The sequence below is a fragment of the Nitrososphaerota archaeon genome (assembly GCA_016872055.1).
GTDB lineage: Archaea > Thermoproteota > Nitrososphaeria > Nitrososphaerales > Nitrosopumilaceae > Nitrosotenuis.
Map to the genome: position 1 here is coordinate 86,195 of VHBH01000002.1, position 22,227 is coordinate 108,421.

Below are 22,227 nucleotides of genomic sequence, written 5' to 3' on the forward strand. Positions count from 1 at the left end.
ATATATGATTGAAAGTAATGAACGATTTTTATCACAAAGACATCATATCTGTACGGGATTTTGACAAGACAAAATTCGAGGCAGTATTTTCTGCAACTGATAAAATCATAAAAATGGATCCAACTCAGCGCCGCGAGGTCGGCCGTGGCAAGACATTGGGATATCTCTTCTTTGAGCCAAGCACAAGAACCCGACTAAGCTTTCAGGCAGCAATGGCACTAATTGGCGGAACCTCGCTTGGAATAGCAGATGTCTCCTCTTCTTCTACAAAAAAGGGCGAAAGCCTCGCAGATACAATTAGGATGATCTCAATTTACTCTGATGTCTTGGCACTGCGTCATCCCCTTGATGGCTCTAGTAGATTTGCATCTGAAATCTCTGACAAGCCAGTACTCAATGCGGGAAGTGGAACTGAAGAGCACCCAACCCAGGCAATCCAGGACCTCTACACAATAAAAAAGGAAAAAAACAAAATTGACGGCCTAAAAATCGGTATAGTAGGAGACCTAAAGTACGGAAGGACTGTCTATTCACTTTTGTACGCTTTATCAAACTATGATGTGGATATTAGATTGATATCGCCAGAATCGCTGAAGATAAGATCAGACTCTATCTATGAAATACAAAAAAAGGTCTCACTCAAGGAATCCACAAATCTGGACGAGTTCATAGACGAGCTTGACGTCATCTATGTCACCAGAATACAAAAGGAGCGATTTCCAGACGAGGAGGAATACCAAAAAGTACGTGGCAGCTACAAAATTGGCCTAGATGTTGTAAACAATATGAAAGAAAACGCAATCATTTTGCATCCACTACCGCGAGTAGATGAGATTTCCACAGATGTCGATTCCACAACAAGGGCAAAATACTTCAAGCAGGCAGAATATGGGAAATTTACGCGCGCCGCACTGCTTGGCCTGGTATTAAATGAGTCTGGATTTTAGTTACTTTTCACATATCTCGACTGCCTTACAAGACATGTGATTTACGTAGCGCCAATTTTGTTTTTCAAGTCAAGATTTCGTGCAAAAATACAAAAACACTTTTGCGATGTATGTCATGAAGTATTTGGCTCTGCAGGAATTACTGTGAAAATAGCAGATAATAATAAAATCTTGTTAAAATCGCTAAAAGTGTAGTCTCCAGAATAATGCAAATTTCAAATAATATCGTATTGAACTTGTGTTTGCATTCAAAAGTTGTAAACATAAAAAATATCTTTTTAAATAAATACGGACAAAATTTCTCAGAAATAGGTTTTATGCCAAAAGCAATAACCTCAAGTACTTTGGATAGTATTCTAATTTATTGGATTCATTTGATTCGAGCCTAATTGAACCAATCGAAATGAGAATGATTAGACCATCCCCATTTGAGGTAAGGCAGAAGATAGACAAAAACGATCCTGATTTTAAATCCCTGACAAAGAGCATCAATGAACACGGATTATTGCAGCCGATTCTAATTAGACCAATCCAGCACGGCTTTGAGCTTGTGGCAGGATATCGAAGATTTGAAGCATGCAAGACGCTTCGCTGGCGATTTATCCAGTGCAAAATCAGCGATATTTCTGACAAGCAAGCATACGAAATCCAGATTTCAGAGAACATTCAGAGAAAGGCACTAAACCCAATCGAAGAAGCAGAGGCGTTTAAAAAATATGTAGAAGAATTTGGCTGGGGAGGAATTGCCGAGCTTGCCCAGAAAATCAACAAAAGTAGCGAATACATTTCGCACAGAATGCAACTACTCAGGCTGGACTCTCTAGCAAGACAACAAATAATTCACAAGAGCATTTCTGCCAGCCAAGGAATGGAATTATTGGGATTTAGCACACAAGAGCAGCCCGTACTGCTAGATAGAATGCTAAAAGAACAACTCACAGTAAAACAAATGAGAAAAATTCGCTCAGAGAAAAAAAATCCTAAAACACTTGATAATAAAATAAAGCCGTGGAAGCTGGCAAGAAAATCGACACTTATTCTCAAAATTACACTAACTAAAATGGATTCTCTAATTGACGAGGCCAAAAAAATCCAAGATGATAAAAGCCGCAATCAGATGGTATCATATTTGATGGATGCTCGCTATAAAATCCATGAAATGATAGACTCTTCACTCAAAGTTCAAAAAGAAAAACTGCGCTCTTCTAGATTATAGAAAAGGTGGCATCCATTCTTTGAGAAAATTCTCGTGCTCTTTTTTTGTATATGATAATGCGTGCAGTGAAATTGATTTTGTTGGAACAAAGTCGTATACCTGATAAGTCTGAATAATATCACCAAACAAGTTTCGGTAAATGTCAGTTTCCTGATCTGCTAGCTGCTCTGAAGGAAACGCCCTGACAGTTATCCAGTCAAGACCACCCTTGGTGCTACCAGAAAAAATCACGAAAGGCGCATCATTGAGATATTTTTTTAGACTCTCTATTCTTTTTGGCAGTGACTGGGAAATCTTGAATGTCATCAATGTGGTTCTAATTACTCTGGATGGGATCTTTTTGGGATCCACTGTGATGGTATAATTTGTAATTACCTTGTTCTGGATTAGCTTGTCAATTCTGAATTCAACCTCAAAATTAGTAATCTTATGGTTAAAGCCGCGGATAAAATCTACAATTTGTGCAGCATCCTGCCTTGCATCCGATGTCAGTGCAGATATGATAAGCTCATCAATTGCGTCTATTTCCATTACCCCGTAATTGTATTCTAAATATCTAAATTTTTTCATCATTATTAAAGAGAAAATAGAACGCTTTTTGTATAATACTCACAAATCATCCTAGTGTACATACTAGGTGAGCCTGCAGGATATGCTATTTTGCTAGGGATTGGTTTGCTACTTGCCCTAATTGTGCTAATTGTAGTTAGAATAGAGACGAGGTGGCTAGGAACAAAAAAGACTTTTGAGTGGTTCTCTACTGCCGGCAGAACTATCAAGACAGGTCTGCTCATAACATCTGTAGTCTCTGCATGGACTTGGGCTGCAACCCTATTACAGTCATCTACCGTTGCCTACCAGTACGGAATTTCTGGACCTTTCTGGTATGCAGCTGGAGCATCAATTCAAGTCATATTATTTGGAATGCTAGCAATAGAGCTAAAACGCAAAGCCCCTATGACTCATACATTTCCTGAATTAATTAATGCAAGATTTGGCAAGACCCCGCATAAGATCTTTCTTGGATTTGCATTCATGACAAATACCATAGTTACCTCGATGCTAATTCTTGGCGGTGCTGCAGTAATTCAGGCCCTTACAGGAATTGATGTCTTTGTTGCATCGTTTCTGATTCCAGTTGGAGTCATAATCTACACTTTGTTTGGCGGACTAAAGGCGACATTTTATGCAGAATATCTCAATACGGCATTTATCTTTGGAATAATTCTCGTCTTTACTGGAATTGTGTATTTTGGAAGCTCTGAAATTGACGGAATTACCGGAATGTATGAAAAACTGAATGCCGCATCTACACTTGCACCAATTCCGGGCAATTCCATGGGGTCGTATCTTACCATTGCATCACTGGGCGCACTGGCATTTGGAATTATCAACATCATTGGAAATTTTGGAACTGTCTTTGTGGACCAGTCATACTGGCAAAGGGCCATAGCCTCCAAGCCAAAATCCGTAGTACCGGGATTTGTAATAGGCGGACTTGCATGGTTTGCAATTCCGTTTGCACTGGCAACCACACTAGGACTTTCTGCAGTTGCGCTGAACATAGATTTTTCACCACAACAGATTGAATCAGGCCTAGTTGCACCGATTACTGCATCAAGACTATTTGGAGACATTGGAGCCATAGTAATGGTCTCTGTTTTATTTACTGCTGTTACTGCAGCTGGTGCTGCACAGCTGACTTCGGTATCCTCACTTGCAACATATGATGTGTATCGAACTTACATCAAACCTTCATCATCTGGCAGAGAACTGATGCGTATCTCTAGAATGGCAATTCTGGGATTTGGCCTTGCCATGGGATTATTATCCTCTGTCTTGTTTGTATCTGGAATTAGTCTGCAGTATCTTTATCTTGCAATGGGAATTTTCATTGGCTCAGCAGTAGCGCCAATATCTCTGGCAATTTTATGGAAAAAGACAAACCGTAAAGCTGCAACACTTGGTGCAACACTGGGACTAGGAATTGGAATTTTTTCATGGCTTGCCACGTCGTTTAGTGTCGGCGGACAGCTAAGCATATCTAGCACATCTAATACTGTATCACTTCTTGTAGGAAATGCATCATCCATTCTATCCAGTCTGGCAATTGTTCTAGCCGGCAGCATTGCTAGGCCAGAGAGATTTAACTTTGAGCAGCTAAGGCACAAAATCATAGTCTATGATGAGAAAATCCGAAACAGAATAGAACAAGAGACAAATGATGCAACCCTGAGAAAATCCTCTCGCTCTGCAGTCATATATGGAATTTTAATTTCATTAATCATACTAGTTGTAATTCCCGTTCCACTTTTTTTATCAGGATATGTCTTTAGCGAGCAATTTTTCTCTATTTGGATTTTCTCTGTGATTTGCTATGTTTTAATTGCAGCATCCCTTGTTTGGTTTGTTCCCTTGTTCCAGTCAAGGCATAGCGTTCAGGAGGTAATGCGAAGATCAACTGGTTCTCAAAAATACGAAATGGAGTCTGTTCCAAATCCCACAAATGACGAATTTGCGCAAAAAATCCTAATTGCAATTGACGGCTCTGCGACATCCGTTAGGTGTCTGAACTATGTCAATTACACACTAAAGGACATGTCTAATGTCAAAGTCTTCATTGCCCACATAATCGAATGGGGAGATGACTCTGAGAATATTGACGAGGAAACTGTGTCTAAAATCCAGGAACAGGGCAAAATAATGATCCAAAGTATTGTAGTTCCTGCTAGGATCCGACACCATGAGCGAATAATACGCCTAGGAGACCCGGCAAAAAAAATTGCCGAGCTTGCCAAGTTGCTGCACGTTGACACCATAGTAATTGGCAAAAAGGGACTGGGTAATGCGGAATTTATGGGCCATGTGCCGTATTCGCTGCTTGGCCTAACATCAAAACCCGTCGTTTTATTGGACTAGGATAAATTCTGCCGACGTCGGCAAAATCGTGTTATATTGATTTTGAGTCCTTCAAAATGTTATATCTTTTGACTTTCTTGAATCTTCGATGAGTGCAAAATTACTGATTGCAACATTATCTGTAGTCGCAGTAATGGTATTTTTGATTGCACCATCGGCATTTGCAGCGGGCTCTATCTCTGAGGGATTTAAAATCGGCGAGGTCTTGCCGGAATCAATTGGCTGGTTTATCGTAGTTGGACTGGGCGCAGTTTTCGCCGTTGTCATTTCTCTTGAAATCAAACTCGAAGAGAAATTCTTGGGACATACCCAAACATCAGAGTTTTTCAACACTGCTGGTAGAACTATAGGAACTGGACTGACTGCAGCTGCAATCGTTTCTGCATGGACTTGGGCTGCAACACTATTGCAGTCATCTACTGTTGCGTTCCAGTACGGAATTTCCGGACCTTTCTGGTATGCTGCTGGAGCATCAATTCAAGTTCTTCTCTTTGGAATCCTGGCAATCGAGTTAAAGCGCAAAGCGCCAAATGCTCACACTTTTCTTGAAATTATTCGCGCTAGATTTGGAGACGGGGCGCACCGAGTATTTCTTGTATTTGCACTAATGACTAACATGATAGTTACTGCAATGCTGCTCCTTGGCGGTGCTGCAGTCGTTAACGGACTGACTGGCATGAACATTTCAATTGCTGCATTTCTAATTCCAATCGGTGTGATGATTTACACCCTAGTCGGAGGACTTAAGGCAACATTTGTTGCAGATTACATGCACACTATCATAATTTTCGTAGTTATACTGACATTCGTATCTATTGTCTATTTCATCTCGCCAGTAACTGGAGGATTTGAAGGCATGTATGAAAAACTAGCCAAGGCAGCAGAGCTACGTCCAGTTGAAGGAAACGCAATGGGCGCATACCTGACCATGGCATCAATGGGCGGACTGATCTTTGGAATAATTAACATTGTAGGAAACTTTGGCACAGTCTTTGTCGACCAGGCTTACTGGCAGAGGGCTATAGCTGCAAAGCCAAGTTCGACTGTTAAGGGCTTTCTAGTCGGAGGCATGTCGTGGTTTGCAATTCCATTTACCCTTGCAACTACAATGGGACTGACTGCTGTGGCACTAGGTGTAGTACTAACACCAGAACAGGTCCAGCTTGGATTGGTAGTTCCTGCAGCTGCATCGACACTGATGGGCGAGGTAGGTGCAATAATGGTTCTAACAATGCTCTTCATGGCAGTAACATCTGCAGGCTCTGCAGAACTAATTGCAGTATCATCATTAATCACATATGATGTGTATAGGACTTATCGAAATCCAAATGCTACTGGCAAACAACTGCTCAAAGTATCTCGCAGTGTTATTGTCGGGTTTGGGCTTGGCATGGGTGGCCTAGCTGTCATATTACTAGGACTTGGACTAAGTCTAGGATTTGTCTATCTGGCAATGGGCGTATTGATAGGCTCTGCTGTAATTCCAATTGCACTAACCATAACATGGAAAAAGACTAGCGGCATGGCAGCAGTTATTGGATCAATTGCCGGCCTTGTAATAGCGCTTATTGCATGGTGTGGAACTGCCCTCTCGATGAGTGGCGAGTTATCACTAGCCAGTCTGGGCGGTAACTATCCAATGCTCTATGGTAATGTAGCAGGAATTATTGCCGGCGGATTAATCTGTATTGCCGGAAGCATTGGAAATAGAAAAGACTATGACTGGAATGAGATAAGACGCAAGATTACACTTGTTGACATGAAAGCTGAAAGCATTGCAACAGAAGACGAGGCTTCGCTAAGAAAGGCATTCAAGTTTAGTGTCAGAGGCGGAGGAATCATGACACTAATACTAATTGTAGCATGGCCAATGCCGCTAATTGCAGCAGGCGTTGTGTTCAATGTCCAGGCCTTTACAATATGGGCAATGACTGCAGTATGCTGGGTTAGCGGTGCAACATTCCTAATTGTCGGCTTGCCCATCATCGAGGGAAGACACGGTATTGGTCGAATAATTAGAAGACAAGCTGTTGTCAGTGACGAGCATTCTGGCACAAAGGGTGTATAGAGCCACGACTAGAGCCAGCAGTTGTGAGACCTGCCAACATGCTCGAGAATTTTTTTTAACTAGTATTGAGTTGATTATATTATGACCTCATGCAACGGCTGCGGCAAGACACTTGGTTTTAAAAAATACAAGTTCAAGAAAATGTGGCGAATCCCCGGATTTTACTGTCATGAATGCATGATGATAGTGGGCAAGGACTTTGATGACCATGGCAAGCTTACACTCCCTTACAAGAATTGTGATTTATGCAGCGGCCAGTTTTTGTTTCTTAAGTCAAGATTTCATGCAAAAACGCAAAAACACTTTTGCGATGTATGTGATGAGGTAATTGCATCTGGCGGAATTAAAGAGACTGAATCAGGTGTTAAACACGGAAAGATTCCACCGTCATTATTTGTAATTGGCGGCCTAGGAATTGTAATGATGGTTCTTGGAATGATTTTCACAATGTTTAGCAGCAACGGAGAGCTTAACCTGATGAACTTGTTGTTTGGCTCTACTACTACGGCAATTGGATTTATGCTAATTAGGCGCACAATTAAGAACAAGCGCCTTCTTGTGAATCAGCTAAAATAATTCTAAAACAAATTGTACAGTCTTGCTAGAGGCAGCTCCTTTGAAGGACTGCTAGTTGCCTGCTTGCCGTCTATTTTGACTAGATAAGTTTCCGGATCAATTTCGATTTTAGGAGTTGCGTCATTTAGTATCATGTCTTTTTTGCCGATTTTTCTGCAATTAGAAACTGGAAGGAATTTTTTTTCTGTGCTGAGCTTTTCCTCTAGTCCGTTTTCTAGCGCAAGCTTTGATGTAAAGATGAAAGAGGTCGCATTTCTTGCCCTACCCAGTGCACCAAACATTGGCTTGTAATACACTGGCTCTGTAGTTGGAATTGATGCATTAGTATCACCCATCAGAGAATATGCAATCATTCCTCCCTTGATTATCATCTTTGGCTTGGCTCCAAAAAACTGCGGCGACCACAAAATAATATCTGCAATTTTTCCTGGTTCTAGAGTCCCCACATATGATGCAATCCCGTGAGTAATTGCTGGATTTATTGTGATTTTTGCAAGATATCGCAGCGCCCTGAAATTATCATTTTCTGATTTTTCATCCTTGTGCCTTCCCAGAGTTTTTTTCATCTTGTCTGCACATTGCCATGTTCTTGTAGTTACCTCGCCAATTCTGCCCATTGCCTGGCTATCTGAAGACATCATGCTTAGAGCGCCAATATCATGCAAAACATCCTCTGCCGCAATTGTTTCTGCGCGAATTCTAGATTCTGCAAAAGAGACATCCTCTGGAATTGCGGAATTTAGATGGTGGCAGACCATCATCATATCGAGATGCTCCTCTAGCGTATTGACGGTAAAAGGCCTAGTTGGATTTGTAGATGAGGGTAAAATGTTAGACTCACTTGCAATTTTCATAATATCTGGGGCATGGCCACCACCTGCTCCCTCGGTGTGATAAGTATGAATTGTCCTGCCGGCAATTGCTGCAATGGTGTCATCGACATAGCCGCATTCATTTAGAGTATCTGTGTGAATTGCAACCTGGGTATCGGTTTTATCTGCAACTCGAAGGGCACAATCTATGGTGGCAGGAGTTGTGCCCCAGTCTTCGTGCAGCTTTAATCCGCAGGCGCCCTCTTTGATCTGATCAATTAATGCCATTTCTTGGGAATCATTTCCCTTTCCTAGGAATCCGAAATTCATTGGAAACTCGTCAACTGCCTCTATCATTTTGTGAATGTGCCATTTTCCAGGAGTGCATGTAGTGGCATTGGTTCCATCAGCAGGTCCTGTTCCACCGCCAATCATTGTGGTAGTTCCGCCGCAAATCGCATCAATCACCTGCTGTGGTGCAATAAAGTGAATGTGGGTATCTACTGCACCAGGCGTTGCAATTAGGTGCTCACCTGAAATAATTTCTGTATTTGATGAAATCACAATATCTACACCATCCATGATATTTGGATTGCCTGACCTGCCAATCTTTGCTATTTTGCCGTCCTTGATTCCAATGTCTGCCTTGATTATTCCAAGGACTGGGTCCATTATGATGACATTGGTTATTACAGTATCAACTGATGATTCCCTGAGAACCCCAGATGCCTGTGCCAGTCCGTCGCGAATACTTTTTCCTCCGCCAAAGACTGACTCATCTCCATAGCCTAAAAGATCTTTTTGAATTTCAATTATGATATCTGTATCTCCTAGTCTTACCTTATCTCCTGTAGTGGGACCAAACAAGTCGACGTATTTTTTGCGCGAAATTTCCAAAGTCATGCCCCCCTGAATCCCTCTTTTTTTGCCCTCTCTATTGCCTCAGATTTTTTCTCAGCTAGTGAACCATTTACCAGCCCGCTAAACCCAAAGACAATTTTTTTCCCGCCATACTCTACTAGCTGGACTTTTTTTTCCTCACCTGGCTCAAATCGAACCGATGTTCCAGCTGCAATGTTTAGGTGAAATCCATAAGAATCAACGCGTGCAAATTCCAAGGCCTTGTTTGATTCAAAAAAGTGAGTATGCGAGCCCACCTGAATCGGCCTATCGCCAGTATTTTTGACTAGAACTGTCAGCGTTTTTCGGTTTTGGTTTGCCAGAACCGGCTTGTCAGATATGAAATATTCTCCTGGTATCATTATTCTCACACTATGGGATCATGGATTGTGACCAGCTTTGTGCCGTCATTAAATGTAGCCTCTACTTGTACAGTATGAATTAGTTCGGGAACTCCGGGAAGGACGTCGTTTTTAGTCAATACACTTCTACCTGAGCTCATCAGCTCTGATACTGACTTGCCGTCCCTTGCCCCCTCTACAATATGATCTGTTATTATTGCAACTGCCTCCGGGTGATTTAATTTCAGTCCGCGCGACTTTCTTCGCCTTGCAAGCTCGGCAGTTAAGAAAATGTGAAGCTTGTCAATTTCACGCGGAGTCAAAAACATAGAAAAACTTGTCTAATCTTGTATTTAATAATTAATTCAAATCCAAATCGGCAATAAGTATATCTTGCAAACTTGGACACTAACACCGTTGCAAAAGGTAAGAAAAATCGCTGGAAATATTTTCCAAGACACAAATCTCTCAAAGAAATTTGAAAACGGCACTGGTAATCTAATTTACAAAACAATTCTAATGCAAAGAGCGAACCTAGAGAAAACCCGCCAAAAGATCAATTGCACCGACGGGACTAGCATTGGAATTAGTCTAGATAATGAGCGCAAAATTCACAATGGTGATGTCCTACAAGGAGACGACATTATGGTTTTAGTCAAGCAAATGCCTGAAACCGTAATGAGAATAAATCTTGCATCATTAGAGCCAAAGCACCTTGTGACTTTGGGGCACATGATTGGAAATTTGCACAAGCCAGTATCTGTCCAGGATGAATCTGTATCAATTCCGGTAAAATCAGAAATCGAAATTGACTTTATCAAGACCATATTTCGCGAATTCTTTGACAGGGCGGAATTTAAAATAGAGGAAAAGATCTTTGAGCCTTCAAAATTCATGGATTCCCATGAACACTGATATCGTAACACTGGGGCTAATGCAGCTCTCTGATTCGTTTTTTCCAACCGGCACTTATACAATGTCACACGGGCTGGAAATGCTTCATAGAAAAAAAATCATCACAACACCAGAGCAGACTCGACAGCTAATAGAGGCGCTATTATCAAACCAGGTGGGACCTGCCGACTGTGTTGCGCTAAATAATTCCTATGATTGTGCTAAAGAGGCAAATATTTCCGGACTGGTAGAAATTGACTGGAAAATTCACAGAATGCGCCTAGTGCAGACACAACGCGAGGCATCTGCTAGGGCAGGAGGACAGCTGATCAAATGTGTAATTGCAATGGGTAATGACTTGACTGTAAAAAAATTCCACGAGCAAATTCTAGAAAATAAAACACCTGGCACCTATCCTGTATGTCTTGCACTTGCAGGGCAATTCCTTGGAATATCAAAAAATAACACATGTCTTGCACTAATGTATGGATTTACTGTAGGAGTGCTAGGTGCTGCAATGCGGCTAGGAATCATACAGCATACTCAGAGCCAGCAAATTCTCTCTGAAATTAGGCCAATAATATCAGAGCAAGCATCAATGCATAGCAATACCGGAATAGATCAAATGTGGCAATTTATTCCGTATGTTGAAATTTTCCAGATGCATCATGAAAAACTTGAATCAAAAATGTTTGTGACATGACCACTATACAAAAAATCCCACGAGTTGGAATTGGCGGGCCTGTGGGCTCTGGCAAAAGCATGCTAATCGAGAAAATAGTGCCAGTAATTGCAGCTAAAGGCTATAGAATCTGCGTAATTTCTAATGATGTTCTATCCAAAGAAGACGCGGATAGAATTCGAAAAAACCTTGCAACCACGCAGGGAATACTGCCAGAAAACATGGTAATTGGAATTGCAACGGGGGGCTGCCCTCATACTGCAATACGAGAAGACCCATCAATGAATTTGGCAGTAATTGAGGAAATAGAGCGCAACAACCCAGAACTTGACCTTATCATACTAGAAAGCGGAGGGGACAATGTAATGACTACATTTAGTCCTGCACTGGCAGACTATTTTATTTACATAATTGACGTATCTGGCGGGGACAAGTATCCGCGAAAGGGAGGCCTGGGAATTGAATCCTGTGATTTGCTTGTAATTAACAAAACCGACCTTGCACCACTAGTCCATGCAGATCTTTCTGTAATGGAAAAAGATACCATAAGAATTCGTAAGCTAAAGCCATTTGTATTTGTCAACTGTATGGATGGAAGTGGAATAGAAAAAACGGCATCGCATATAATTGAGGATCTCTTATTTGATGAGCCACCCAGGAGTGCAAAAAATTGAGTGTTTCTGAGAATTGGATGCCTGCAGAATTTGCTAAATTTGAGCAAAACCCACAAATTCAAAAAACCGGAATGCTGAAGCTTGTACTGCACAAAGACGAGGAAAAGAAAAAGACCATAGTTTTGCACCAGTATTCCAAGGCGCCGCTTTTGACGCAAAAGGCGCTGTACTATGACTCGGATAATCCATCAATGGCGTATTTGTTTTTAATGTCATCCTCTGGAGGCGTTCTGCAAGGGGACAGATATGAAATCAAAATTTCACTAGGCCAAAATGCAATTGCAAATATTACTACACAGGGCGCAACGCGAATCTACAAAATGGAATCAGACTATGCAAGCCAAAACATTGAGCTAGAGATAGGAGATGATGCATATCTGGAAATGCTGCCAGACCAGATAATTCCGTATGCAAATTCTAGGTATTTCCAGCACGTCAATCTTTCAGTCGGAAAAAACTCCACTGTAGTATATTCAGAAATTATATCTCCTGGTAGGGCTGCAAGAGGCGAGTTATTTGACTATGAAATGTGTTATTTGAGATTTGTTGCAAAAAACTCGGTAGGAATGAAATTTACTGATATATCGCGCCTAGAGCCAGGCGCTGATAAATTTGCCAATACTGCAATACTAGGAGGGAATTCTGTCTTGGGCACAATGTATGTTATAACGGAGAAAAAAAACCACACAATATCTGAGCAAATCCGTTCTATATTGGAAAATTCCGAACCACTGTGTGGATTTTCATTTTTGCCTGGGGACTCTGGAATTGTAATTAGGATTCTGGGAACTAGTCCAGAACAAATCAAGGCAATTTTTGTGCAAATAATTAAAATTATTAGAAATCAGATTCTGGGCTCTACGCTAGGTGAGTTGAGAAAAACATGACAGAGCTGGATCAAAACCAAATCAAGATTTTAGGAATAATTGATGAGCTTGCCCCAAGCATAGGGGTAATACAAAAAAGGACTAGACTGGATGCACAAAAAATAGAACAAGACGTAGCGATGCTTGAGAAAAACGGCATGATATCTAAAATTCACTCTAGAGGATTTTTTGGTAATTCCAAGATTGTATTGCATACTAGCCAGTCAGGCAAGGACGAGCTAGCAAAACACATACAGAACCTCAAAGACCAATGGGGGCAAATAATAAAAATTGCAGCTGAAAATGGCAGGTCTGGCCTTGATGAATTTGCCCGCAAGAACCCTGGAATTGTAAATCTGATGATCTTTTTTGGAATTATTGATCTGGCAACTCTTAGTAGGCTTAATCTCAGGCACCTAATTAGTGCCAACACTCCTTGCTTTATTTGCAAAAAGGAACTGGATCTAAAGTTTATGCAAAAATTCACCGTCAAGGAAATCATAAAGTGCCAATTTACTGTTCCTTATTCCATGACTGAATCTGATCATTTATGCGCTGACTGTTTTGATAAGCTGGGAAAATAATTTTAGAAAAATACACGTCTTTGGCTGTATTGATCTATCAAAGAGTTTAGATTATTTTGCAATAATTCCAGTCTTGGCATTTTCGATTTGTTTTTGGCAATTTGTGGTCTGATTGCTTCCAAATATGCCATTTCATATTGGCAGGATTAGCTGAATTCCTAAAATCTGCAATATTGGATAATATATCGCACATCCTGTCTGCCTTTACCTGCCAGGTGGATTTAGCTAGCTTCATCGGACTGAAGCTAAGAATGCTGATGAACCTAGATCCAACCAACACAAAAAAGCTACTGGAAAAGCACTGATCTTCTAAACATCATAACAGCTGCAAAAGCCGAACCGAGGACCAGAATTACGAGTGGGCCGAACTCTGGGACGACCATTATGGTAAATTCGGTTCCCTGGCCTGTTCCGCGCAGATTATTAAATTGGATTGTAGTCTGACCTTTCTGTGATTCTGTAAAGGTATAGTCTGCATAGTCCCCGCCAATCTGAGCGTTTGCAGATTTTTTGTACAATTCTTTTCCGTTTTGTAATATCACAAAGTCGTACGATGTGTTTCGGAGCAGCTCGCCTGTCTTTCCGTCCCTGAAGGTATAGATGAATTTGGTGTTCTTGCTGGGCTCTATTGTATCTGGTTCCCAAGACATGTCCACCTGAAGTGATTCGTCCTTTGTCATTGCAATTACTGGAAAGACTATCTTATCGCCTACCTTGAGCTCAAACTTCATTCCCAGTGGATTTTCAATTCCTGCGCTTTTTTGCGCCTGCTTGAGATATCGTATGGTGTCCTGTGTTAGGACAAAGTGGACTACTCGCTCGTCTTCTATGGAATAATCGTCTATTGTTACTGACGACTTGAAGAGATCTATTCCGTTTACAGTGCCTGAATAGCTGGGTACCATAAAGTCCGCAAACTCCTTTGGAAAGTGAATCTCTTCGTGTACCACCTCAGTATGAGAAATGTTTCGCTCGCTCCACTCAAACGGCATCTCTAGCATTATGGAGTTTGTCTCAGGAGAATAATCAAAGCCTGAAACCCCATCATAATATGACTTGACACGAAATTCTACGGGGGTTCCATCCTTACCTTGCTCATCATAGTAATGGTTTGTAATTGATGTAATATACGTGGAAAAAGCTTGGTTTTGCAGCTCGTTAGAATCAAGGCTCTTTATGTCTACGTCAAAGCGGTATAGTCCTCCGGAATTTAGGATTGGGCCAGAAATCTGTATTGGGTCTGTTCCTGATATTTTTATTTCCAGGTCTTGTGTTGGGTTTACATTTATTCTTAGTATGCCGTTTTTGGTGGCAAACGATTCTCTGAAAATTTGGCCTCCCTCATGATACAGCGCAACTAGCAATATCGCATCGACGTTTTGTGTTGTAAGAGAATCTGTTACCGTCATGATTATCTGTTTTTGTGCAGACTCGGAAAATTCTGTAGGGATGATTTGTGTGGTAACGGAAATCTTTCTGTCTTCAACGTTTAGCGATATTGTCTCAAGGCCTAGTCCGTGACCATATGTTTTGGTAATTGGGAATATGATTAAACATATGATGAAAAATGTGGTTGCTACTTTCAAATTTTTTCCTTATTTGGTGTTATGTCATGGATATTTTATCAATTATGAATGGTGACCCATTCATAATTGACGAAGGCTTTGCACCTTACTGTGTAGTCTATACACACATACTATTATTAATAAATATTATTATTCTTAATAATTAATATTATGTTCTTTATTATTAGTTGGTAGTGGTAAAGATTGCAAGAATATATTGATACGAAAAGCAGCAAGAATTCTTCTCCAAATCTGGTTCTTACTAGGTGTAACGGTTGTAATAGATATATTCAACCAAAGGATAAACTAGTAAAATTTCCATGTCCGGATTGTGATGATCCAAAATTAATCTGGAGATGTGACTTTTGCAGAGAACATGGTGTATCCTACAAATGTGATACATGTGGTTTTGTTGGCCCATAGATTCCTAGATAATTTATGGTCAATAGATTAGCATGAACATTTATCTTTAATGCTGTCTAGGTTTTCTAAATACATGCCTTCTTTCTTATAATTCTCAATTATGGATACATCTTTACTTAATTTCATCCCAATATGGTTTGCAATAACAGCAAATCTTTGTTGAAATTTGTAAATAAAACAAAAAATCATATCGCGTTGTTGTAATAATGGTCCGGTAACATACAATCCAGGCGTCTTTGTTGATTCATCATAAGAGTTCAAAATAGCTTTTCCGTCTTTCCAATAAAATAATCCTTTGATCATTGCAAGACTACCTGTGAATCCAGTAGCAAGAATTGGTTGAGTTTTTGAATGTATTTTCTTTTTTTCCGTATATATTATAAACTCACTTTGATTTTTTTCTATCTTTATAACTCTGCCCGTATGGAATTCAATGGTATTTTTTGAATTAATTTTTCTTAATCTATCTTTTGTATATGGGGATATTGTTCTACTGGGATCTATTTCTTCACTACTTAGAAAATTAGTCTTATCAATTACTATAACACGTTTATTGTGTTCTGCCAAATTAATCGCACTATCCATACCGCTTTCATATCCGCCAATTACAAAAAATTCATCTCCATGAATCTTATCCCAGTTTTCAATTAAGCTATTATGAATGCAGTACTTTGCACCAGGAAATGAATTGTTATTTGGGTATTGAAATTCTCCTGCAGACCAAATCAAAAACTTACTTTGTATTTTTCCTTTGTTTGTACTAATTACAAACCCATCTTTTGTTATGGATACTGATTCAACATTAATTCCTTTTTGAATTGGTAGCTCAAAATGTTCCACAAGCTTTTTGAGATAATCTGCATACTCCTCTCCATTTGGATGTTCTGTTTGTAGTGATAACGCAGGTGACGTGTCATATGATATTGCATTGAGATCTATCATTCTGAATGCATTACTGAAAAACGACGGAGTAAGTAGCCTCATTTGTTTTGGCCATTTAAGAAATGAGCTACCTACTTCATGTCGCTCTAAGACAGTAAATTTGAGCCCTAGTTTTTTCAGAATTACTGAAATGCCAACTCCAGACGGTCCAGCTCCCACTACGACTACTTCGAACATTATAGCATTTTCACGCCTGACTATATTAAAGTTTGAAATACTTTTAATAATAGTTAATAAAATTGACTAACTAACTTAATATACAAAAATATCTTGGGAAATACATGAAAGAATACGAAGCATATGACGTCAAGGCAAGAAAAAAAGTCAAAATTCTTGAACCAAAAGTAGTCCAACTCAAAAACAAACGTTGGGCAGTAAAAGGTAAAAGTTCTGCAACAGGTATGACAGTATTTCGCATACTGGGAAAAATTGAAGCAGAAGAGATGAAAAAATAACTATTGGTCACTGAAATTTGAAAGATTAGCCAACGTTCCAATGATTTGTTTATCACAAACCTGATATGCGTAAATCACAAAACCTTACAAAAGAAGAGGTAAAGCAATACTATTGCGTACATCTCCCAAAATATATTCAAAATGAATGGAAGCAATTATTCACAAAGCAATTGTATTGTATTGGCAAAGATATATCATATGATAATAATCTATTACTACAATACGGTTTTACCAGACAAAGACCTCCTAATCCAGACTTAGGAAGCAGTCAATATTCATTCGCTGATCGAACGGGTCGAATAACTTTATGGGGGTTTGGAATGATTTTCGCTACAAATAATGATGGACTGTTTTTATGGCGTCATGCATTTGAACCAAAGTTGCTCAAAATTAATTCACTCTCACCGCATGTATGGGATCCTGATCAACTTCCAAAGTGTACAATACCAAAAACTACAGAAGAAATATTGCTGATGTTGAAATTACTTGTAAAATCCATAAACTGGTTGAAACGTTATGAAAACTGGATACTATCGATGTGTGGGCAGTCATATCGTAATGAACAGCTACGTAGCATGTATTCATTTGATAAACCTAATTTACGTTTAGATGAAAGCTGGTCTGATCTATCTGCTAAATTTGAAAAAATTCTAAAAAAGGCGTACATATAATGTCAATAGTTTACCTTCTAATCAACTGCGATGAAAAATTCACAGAATCATTAAAAACCGAGATTTCTTTATTGACTTCAGTAAAGGATGTTCATGTGGTTTCTGGTCCATACAACATGATTGTAAAACTTGAATCATCTTCTGATGATGTTCTCAAAGAACAAATCACGTGGAAAATAAGAAAAATCGATAAAATTCGTTCTACTATGAATCTCATGGTAAGAAAGGATTTTGAGTATTGCTAATTGCGCGTGATTGGATTACTCAAAGCTTAGGAAGAGTAATGCCGGTTTGCGATTGGTATTTTCCCTTTTTATCATAATATGATGTCTCTGGCTGCTCTCCTTCGAAAAACAACAATTGTGCAATTCCTTCATTAGAGTAAATCTTTGCAGGTAGTGTTGTTGTATTGGATATTTCTATTGTGACGTTTCCTTCCCACTCTGGTTCAAGTGGTGTTACATTGACAATTATCCCACATCTTGCGTACGTGGATTTGCCAAGACACACAGTCATTACATTTCGTGGCATTTTGAAATATTCAATACTTCTTGCCAAAGCAAATGAATTGGGAGGAATTATACAAACCTCTGATTTGATATCGACAAAAGCCCTACTGTCTATTGATTTTGGATCAACCAAAGAATTGTTTAGATTTGTAAACAGCTTATACTCATCTCCAACTCTCATATCATATCCATAAGATGATAATCCATAGGAAATACAGCTTTGTCGTATCTGAATCTCAGTGAATGGAGAAATCATGTTATTTTCCAATGCCATTTTTCTTATCCATTTATCGTTTTTGATCATTTTGTATCCCACAAATCTAGTAGTTGTCTTATTCTTTTTTTAGCTTCGGTAAACTTATCAACCTTCAAACACTCATTGAGATTTTTATCATCCATCAAACTATACATGAACTCTCTTCTCTCGTTTGGAGTTTTGATTTTTGTTTTTGCAAGATTTCTTGCATATTCATGAACTCTGACATGGTTTAGATATTCCTTTTTTATAATATCTTGAAATATTTTTTCAGCCTCTATCCTTATCTTTTTTGCCATAATTGGACTTTTACCTCTTGTTGATATGGCGATTTGTATTGTATTTTCTATGTTGATTACTGACGGATGTGAAAAATCACTAATCATAGGATCATCAACAGCATATGCATAACAATTCATGCTTTTTGCCTTTTGGTAAATTTTTCTATTTAACTCCTTATCATCAGTTGTCGCCATTATCATTGTCGGTTTGTATCTGTCCAAAAAATCTAGGTTTTTTATTTTCAATTTTTTAAATACAATCTTTTTTTGTTTTACATACTTTTCAATCTTATCGTTTGATTCTTCACTGACAAGTAAAATCTCGCAGTCTTGCGCTAACAATGATTTTATTTTTAACATACCTTCATACCCTCCGCCTACAACAATTACTAACCCGCCTTTTAGATTTAGTTCGACTATCATTTCCCTTCACTTTATCTGATCATCGTGTATATTTAATAATCTGCATACTCGTGTATATTTAATATTAATAAAAATTGTTAGCTTAGGTTCAGTTTATTAATATCATTTGACTATCTATCCTATGAGCTCTGCAGATATTTATCGTGAAATTATACTTGATCATTATCGGAATCCAAGTAATTTTGGTAAAATTGAAAATCCTGACGTCAAGTACCGTGAAAGTAATGCATTATGTGGTGATGTTATAGAAATGCACATCAACATTAAAGAAAACAAGCTTGTCGATGTCAAATTCAACGGCAAGGGTTGTGCAATATGTATATCAAGCGCATCGTTATTGACAGAGAAAATTATTGGGCAAGACGTTGAAATTGTAAAAAAAATTAACAAACAGGAAATGTTATCGGAGATTGGTTTACCTGATCTTGGCCCAACAAGAATAAAGTGTGCCTTACTCTCACTTAAGGTTCTCAAAGCAGGTGTCTATTCTTATTTAATTCAAAAAATGACTGATAAGGAATCTATTGAGAAAATGACAAATGAAGTAGACGGTATTTTCTCTACAAGTGATAGTACTGTTCACTAGGCCATTATTTGTGGACGCCTAGATAGACATATTGGCAGATTCAATTGAAGAAATATCCTGTCTTTTGTTTGATTGATTATTTGATTAACCTGTTCAATTGGAACAAGTTCTCCTTGATCCAACACAACCCACAACGACTTTAATTCTTCTTTTGATTTTAATGCGGATGACAGTTACGTGATTTATACTGTAGGTGAGTCCCAAATTCTAATCTTGCCGTCGTCAGTGCAGATAGCGAGCGATGATCCATCAGGAGACCATCGTATGTGATTGATTGGAGATCCAACATGTTTTTCGAGTCGTGTTTTTTCAGGTACTGTCTGTCTCCAAAACAAAACAGCGCCATCTTTTGTGCCTGAGACCAAAAGGTCTCCATTATTTTGATATGACATCTGTGTTACCTTTCGCTGATCTTTTAGTATCTCTGGCTTTTGCCCTTGTGGACCTTTTCCAGAAAAATCCCAAATTACAATCCAACTACCTCCAACAGTTGCAAGATATTTGCCGTTTTTACTCCAGGAAAGCTGTGTTATCTTGGTTTCATATCCCTGTATGTCTATATCGTTTCCTTCTTTATGCGGTATCTTCCAACCATGTACTGAACCTTCTTGGGTCCCAGCAACAATCCATTTTCCACTCGTATGCCATGATAGTGATATGAGTGAGCTTGGATAAAGCAGGATTTGTTGTGGCTCAATTTTACCAATCTGAAAAATCATGATTTTTCCATAGGATGCTGTGGCAATTTCTTTCCCAGTGGAATTCCAATGTAGTGCAGTTATGGTACTTGGATGTTCTCTGTATTCTTGAATCATCTCACCATTAGCATTCCAAACTTTCAAAATTTTTCCTGCGGCGGATGCTATGTGGTTACCGTCTGGAGACCATGTAATATGTTCAACCCATTGGGATCCGGCCTCTGATGACTTGAGTAATTTTTGCGTTGTTACATCCCATATTTTTAACTGACCATCCTGTCCAGCTGAAGCTATCTTGGAATTGTCTTGAGACCAGCTAACCTCCATCGTTCCAAATTTGTGACCATCGATAGTTTTCTGGGAGCCATCTTTGCGATTGAAAATTCTTATTGGCCCAGAAGCTAGGGCAACCGCAAAAAATAAGCTATCATTTGACCATGCTGCATGTGAGATATAATCTGAGACATCAAAAACCCAACGTTCCGACTTGTCGGCCTTTTTCTGACTTGTGTTTATACTAGGCATGAACGAAATCCTTGTGTAATTTCATCTCTGTTCAGATTTCGTCCTATGAATACAAGTTGATTCGTTCTCTCTTCATTTGGTTCCCATAGTCTGTCTGATGTCACATCCAACAACATGTGGACTCCTTGGAATATGACTCGCTCAGGTCTATTCTTGATGCTAAGAATTCCCTTGGATCGGAAGAGGTTTGTACCGTTTTCCCTCAAAAATCCCCCTAGCCAGGCATTGACCTTGTCGTAGTCGGCATTACCTGGGATGTCTAATCCTATTGAAGAGACGGTATTGTCATGTGTGTGACTGTGTGGATAAACCTTGGATTGAATTGCCTCCACATTAACTCCGTTAATAGATACAGTCATGTTAAATTCTGAAGGTAAGTGCTGCGTAAAAATGGCATATGTCTGTGATTTGGCAGAATCAATCTTGCACTTGAATTGTCCTCCTCCACTGGGGGCAAATTTAAGCATAATTGGATTTTCTGACTGAGTAAATTCAGCACCATCGGAATAAGTTCCTATTGTTTTTGCAAATACACTGACGCCTATATTTTTGATTGATTCCAAGTCGTCGGATTGGGCTACTGGAATCACAGCCACATTAATTGAGGGGTCTGGTCCTGGTTTGAAATTAATATCATAGGTTCCTTTTGAGAGATTATATGTCCCTATCCACTCAAATGGCAAATCTTCTTTGAGAAAGTCTGGCTTGAATTCAAGCTTCCCTTTTAGATCGAATGATTTTACATTTAGTATTTTATCGATTTGAATTTCAGACTTGTATGTTCGGTAGATCTTTACCGTTGAATTCATAGCATAGATCTTTTGTTCTAATTTTTCCAGATCTGCTGGTGTGACCAAATCTGTTTTGTTGAGTAAAATGATATCTGCAAATGCAATCTGTTCCTGACATTCACGACTTTCATCAATATGCTGCCAAACATGTCTTGCATCAACTACTGTGACTATAGCATCAAGATCAAAACTCTCTTTTGTGTCGTCATCGACAAAAAATGTTTGTGCTACTGGTGATGGATCTGCAAGACCTGTGGTTTCTATTAGAATGTAATCAAATTTGTCCTTTCGTTTCATTAGGTTTCCAAGAACCCTAATAAGATCTCCTCGTACCGTACAACAAATACAACCATTACTCATCTCAAAGATCTCCTCATCTGCGCCAATAACTAATTCATTGTCTATTCCAATTTCTCCAAACTCATTTTCAATTACTGCAATTCGTTTTCCGTGTTCTTTGGTCAGAATATAGTTTAACAATGTAGTTTTACCTGAGCCAAGAAAACCAGTGATCACAGTTACGGGTACGCGAAAATTACTTGGTTTGACTGTGTCTACCTGCTGACCAGAACTACCCATGTCGCTCTATGAATTATTAGGAAATATAAATTTATATAATAAGA

The 22,227-nt window shown here is 39.2% G+C and carries 24 protein-coding genes; 14 read left to right on the forward strand and 10 right to left on the reverse strand.

Annotated features, from left to right (window positions below; translation table 11 throughout):
• Positions 1 to 17: 17 nt before the first annotated feature.
• On the forward strand, positions 18 to 947 hold the full coding sequence (gene pyrB / locus FJ354_02585; GenBank protein ID MBM3905556.1) for an aspartate carbamoyltransferase: 930 nt from the start codon (positions 18 to 20) through the stop codon (positions 945 to 947).
• A gap of 364 nt (positions 948 to 1,311) precedes the next feature.
• Positions 1,312 to 2,163 (forward strand): ParB/RepB/Spo0J family partition protein, encoded by an 852-nt coding sequence (locus FJ354_02590; GenBank protein ID MBM3905557.1) that lies wholly within the window; start codon positions 1,312 to 1,314, stop codon positions 2,161 to 2,163.
• On the opposite strand, the gene FJ354_02595 is transcribed toward FJ354_02590, so the two are convergent.
• Positions 2,158 to 2,733 carry a histidine kinase gene (locus tag FJ354_02595; protein ID MBM3905558.1) on the reverse strand — a complete coding sequence of 192 codons (576 nt, stop codon included), beginning with the start codon at positions 2,731 to 2,733 and terminating at the stop codon, positions 2,158 to 2,160. The two genes, FJ354_02590 and FJ354_02595, sit on opposite strands and share 6 nt — an antisense overlap.
• A 54-nt stretch (positions 2,734 to 2,787) precedes the next feature.
• Between FJ354_02595 and FJ354_02600 the strand changes: the two genes are divergently transcribed.
• From FJ354_02600 to FJ354_02610, 3 genes are all read left to right on the forward strand, one after another.
• Positions 2,788 to 5,082: a sodium/solute symporter gene (locus tag FJ354_02600; GenBank protein MBM3905559.1), complete on the forward strand. Its 2,295-nt coding sequence runs from the start codon at positions 2,788 to 2,790 to the stop codon at positions 5,080 to 5,082.
• A gap of 88 nt (positions 5,083 to 5,170) precedes the next feature.
• Entirely contained in the window at positions 5,171 to 7,150 is a 1,980-nt protein-coding gene (locus FJ354_02605) for a sodium/solute symporter (GenBank protein MBM3905560.1), read from the forward strand.
• A gap of 81 nt (positions 7,151 to 7,231) precedes the next feature.
• Positions 7,232 to 7,726, forward strand: coding sequence for a hypothetical protein (locus FJ354_02610; protein ID MBM3905561.1), 495 nt, complete (start codon positions 7,232 to 7,234; stop codon positions 7,724 to 7,726).
• Positions 7,727 to 7,728: 2 nt separating this feature from the next.
• On the opposite strand, the gene ureC is transcribed toward FJ354_02610, so the two are convergent.
• The 3 genes from ureC to FJ354_02625 are packed head-to-tail and all read right to left on the reverse strand — an operon-like array spanning position 7,729 to position 10,108.
• Complete coding sequence (gene ureC, locus FJ354_02615; protein ID MBM3905562.1) at positions 7,729 to 9,441, reverse strand: urease subunit alpha; 1,713 nt, start codon at positions 9,439 to 9,441, stop codon at positions 7,729 to 7,731.
• The gene (locus FJ354_02620; GenBank protein ID MBM3905563.1) at positions 9,438 to 9,800 is read right to left on the reverse strand and encodes an urease subunit beta; all 363 of its coding nucleotides are present in this window, start codon (positions 9,798 to 9,800) and stop codon (positions 9,438 to 9,440) included. Before FJ354_02620 ends, ureC begins: the two co-directional genes overlap by 4 nt.
• 5 nt (positions 9,801 to 9,805) lie before the next feature.
• On the reverse strand, positions 9,806 to 10,108 hold the full coding sequence (locus FJ354_02625; protein ID MBM3905564.1) for an urease subunit gamma: 303 nt from the start codon (positions 10,106 to 10,108) through the stop codon (positions 9,806 to 9,808).
• A gap of 64 nt (positions 10,109 to 10,172) precedes the next feature.
• Between FJ354_02625 and FJ354_02630 the strand changes: the two genes are divergently transcribed.
• Genes FJ354_02630 through FJ354_02650 form a run of 5 tightly spaced genes read left to right on the forward strand, consistent with a single transcriptional unit; the run spans position 10,173 to position 13,479 of the window.
• Entirely contained in the window at positions 10,173 to 10,694 is a 522-nt protein-coding gene (locus tag FJ354_02630) for a hypothetical protein (protein ID MBM3905565.1), read from the forward strand.
• Entirely contained in the window at positions 10,684 to 11,376 is a 693-nt protein-coding gene (locus tag FJ354_02635; GenBank protein MBM3905566.1) for an urease accessory protein, read from the forward strand. Before FJ354_02630 ends, FJ354_02635 begins: the two co-directional genes overlap by 11 nt.
• Positions 11,373 to 12,029, forward strand: coding sequence for an urease accessory protein UreG (ureG, locus tag FJ354_02640; GenBank protein ID MBM3905567.1), 657 nt, complete (start codon positions 11,373 to 11,375; stop codon positions 12,027 to 12,029). The genes FJ354_02635 and ureG overlap by 4 nt, the downstream gene beginning before the upstream one ends.
• Positions 12,026 to 12,916, forward strand: coding sequence for an urease accessory protein UreD (locus FJ354_02645; GenBank protein MBM3905568.1), 891 nt, complete (start codon positions 12,026 to 12,028; stop codon positions 12,914 to 12,916). Before ureG ends, FJ354_02645 begins: the two co-directional genes overlap by 4 nt.
• Positions 12,913 to 13,479: a hypothetical protein gene (locus FJ354_02650; GenBank protein MBM3905569.1), complete on the forward strand. Its 567-nt coding sequence runs from the start codon at positions 12,913 to 12,915 to the stop codon at positions 13,477 to 13,479. The genes FJ354_02645 and FJ354_02650 overlap by 4 nt, the downstream gene beginning before the upstream one ends.
• Positions 13,480 to 13,766: 287 nt before the next feature.
• On the opposite strand, the gene FJ354_02655 is transcribed toward FJ354_02650, so the two are convergent.
• On the reverse strand, positions 13,767 to 15,065 hold the full coding sequence (locus FJ354_02655; protein MBM3905570.1) for a peptidase: 1,299 nt from the start codon (positions 15,063 to 15,065) through the stop codon (positions 13,767 to 13,769).
• A gap of 231 nt (positions 15,066 to 15,296) precedes the next feature.
• Between FJ354_02655 and FJ354_02660 the strand changes: the two genes are divergently transcribed.
• Positions 15,297 to 15,467 (forward strand): DUF1610 domain-containing protein, encoded by a 171-nt coding sequence (locus tag FJ354_02660; protein MBM3905571.1) that lies wholly within the window; start codon positions 15,297 to 15,299, stop codon positions 15,465 to 15,467.
• Between the two features lie 27 nt (positions 15,468 to 15,494).
• On the opposite strand, the gene FJ354_02665 is transcribed toward FJ354_02660, so the two are convergent.
• Positions 15,495 to 16,586 carry a monooxygenase gene (locus FJ354_02665; protein MBM3905572.1) on the reverse strand — a complete coding sequence of 364 codons (1,092 nt, stop codon included), beginning with the start codon at positions 16,584 to 16,586 and terminating at the stop codon, positions 15,495 to 15,497.
• Positions 16,587 to 16,929: 343 nt separating this feature from the next.
• Between FJ354_02665 and FJ354_02670 the strand changes: the two genes are divergently transcribed.
• Together FJ354_02670 and FJ354_02675 are read left to right on the forward strand one after the other, a co-directional pair.
• Positions 16,930 to 17,535, forward strand: a complete 606-nt coding sequence (locus tag FJ354_02670; GenBank protein MBM3905573.1) for a hypothetical protein — start codon at positions 16,930 to 16,932, stop codon at positions 17,533 to 17,535.
• Positions 17,535 to 17,780 (forward strand): Lrp/AsnC family transcriptional regulator, encoded by a 246-nt coding sequence (locus FJ354_02675; protein ID MBM3905574.1) that lies wholly within the window; start codon positions 17,535 to 17,537, stop codon positions 17,778 to 17,780. Before FJ354_02670 ends, FJ354_02675 begins: the two co-directional genes overlap by 1 nt.
• Positions 17,781 to 17,799: 19 nt before the next feature.
• On the opposite strand, the gene FJ354_02680 is transcribed toward FJ354_02675, so the two are convergent.
• Positions 17,800 to 18,348: a dCTP deaminase gene (locus tag FJ354_02680; protein ID MBM3905575.1), complete on the reverse strand. Its 549-nt coding sequence runs from the start codon at positions 18,346 to 18,348 to the stop codon at positions 17,800 to 17,802.
• The gene (locus FJ354_02685) at positions 18,345 to 19,004 is read right to left on the reverse strand and encodes a bifunctional precorrin-2 dehydrogenase/sirohydrochlorin ferrochelatase (protein MBM3905576.1); all 660 of its coding nucleotides are present in this window, start codon (positions 19,002 to 19,004) and stop codon (positions 18,345 to 18,347) included. Before FJ354_02685 ends, FJ354_02680 begins: the two co-directional genes overlap by 4 nt.
• A gap of 121 nt (positions 19,005 to 19,125) precedes the next feature.
• Between FJ354_02685 and FJ354_02690 the strand changes: the two genes are divergently transcribed.
• On the forward strand, positions 19,126 to 19,590 hold the full coding sequence (locus FJ354_02690; protein ID MBM3905577.1) for an SUF system NifU family Fe-S cluster assembly protein: 465 nt from the start codon (positions 19,126 to 19,128) through the stop codon (positions 19,588 to 19,590).
• A gap of 182 nt (positions 19,591 to 19,772) precedes the next feature.
• On the opposite strand, the gene FJ354_02695 is transcribed toward FJ354_02690, so the two are convergent.
• Together FJ354_02695 and FJ354_02700 are read right to left on the reverse strand one after the other, a co-directional pair.
• Entirely contained in the window at positions 19,773 to 20,813 is a 1,041-nt protein-coding gene (locus tag FJ354_02695) for a hypothetical protein (GenBank protein ID MBM3905578.1), read from the reverse strand.
• The gene (locus tag FJ354_02700; protein MBM3905579.1) at positions 20,801 to 22,183 is read right to left on the reverse strand and encodes a GTP-binding protein; all 1,383 of its coding nucleotides are present in this window, start codon (positions 22,181 to 22,183) and stop codon (positions 20,801 to 20,803) included. The genes FJ354_02695 and FJ354_02700 overlap by 13 nt, the downstream gene beginning before the upstream one ends.
• Positions 22,184 to 22,227 lie beyond the last annotated feature (44 nt).

Coding starts and splice junctions, on each gene's coding strand:
- FJ354_02700 (MBM3905579.1), bottom strand. CDS start 22,183: ATGGGTAGTTCTGGTCAGCAGGTAGACACAGTCAAACCAAGTAATTTT.
- ureC (MBM3905562.1), bottom strand. CDS start 9,441: ATGACTTTGGAAATTTCGCGCAAAAAATACGTCGACTTGTTTGGTCCC.
- FJ354_02595 (MBM3905558.1), bottom strand. CDS start 2,733: ATGAAAAAATTTAGATATTTAGAATACAATTACGGGGTAATGGAAATA.
- FJ354_02680 (MBM3905575.1), bottom strand. CDS start 18,348: ATGATCAAAAACGATAAATGGATAAGAAAAATGGCATTGGAAAATAAC.
- FJ354_02670 (MBM3905573.1), top strand. CDS start 16,930: ATGCGTAAATCACAAAACCTTACAAAAGAAGAGGTAAAGCAATACTAT.
- FJ354_02650 (MBM3905569.1), top strand. CDS start 12,913: ATGACAGAGCTGGATCAAAACCAAATCAAGATTTTAGGAATAATTGAT.
- FJ354_02625 (MBM3905564.1), bottom strand. CDS start 10,108: ATGTTTTTGACTCCGCGTGAAATTGACAAGCTTCACATTTTCTTAACT.
- FJ354_02635 (MBM3905566.1), top strand. CDS start 10,684: ATGAACACTGATATCGTAACACTGGGGCTAATGCAGCTCTCTGATTCG.
- FJ354_02690 (MBM3905577.1), top strand. CDS start 19,126: ATGAGCTCTGCAGATATTTATCGTGAAATTATACTTGATCATTATCGG.
- ureG (MBM3905567.1), top strand. CDS start 11,373: ATGACCACTATACAAAAAATCCCACGAGTTGGAATTGGCGGGCCTGTG.
- pyrB (MBM3905556.1), top strand. CDS start 18: ATGAACGATTTTTATCACAAAGACATCATATCTGTACGGGATTTTGAC.
- FJ354_02610 (MBM3905561.1), top strand. CDS start 7,232: ATGACCTCATGCAACGGCTGCGGCAAGACACTTGGTTTTAAAAAATAC.
- FJ354_02675 (MBM3905574.1), top strand. CDS start 17,535: ATGTCAATAGTTTACCTTCTAATCAACTGCGATGAAAAATTCACAGAA.
- FJ354_02620 (MBM3905563.1), bottom strand. CDS start 9,800: ATGATACCAGGAGAATATTTCATATCTGACAAGCCGGTTCTGGCAAAC.
- FJ354_02605 (MBM3905560.1), top strand. CDS start 5,171: ATGAGTGCAAAATTACTGATTGCAACATTATCTGTAGTCGCAGTAATG.
- FJ354_02665 (MBM3905572.1), bottom strand. CDS start 16,586: ATGTTCGAAGTAGTCGTAGTGGGAGCTGGACCGTCTGGAGTTGGCATT.
- FJ354_02695 (MBM3905578.1), bottom strand. CDS start 20,813: ATGCCTAGTATAAACACAAGTCAGAAAAAGGCCGACAAGTCGGAACGT.
- FJ354_02685 (MBM3905576.1), bottom strand. CDS start 19,004: ATGATAGTCGAACTAAATCTAAAAGGCGGGTTAGTAATTGTTGTAGGC.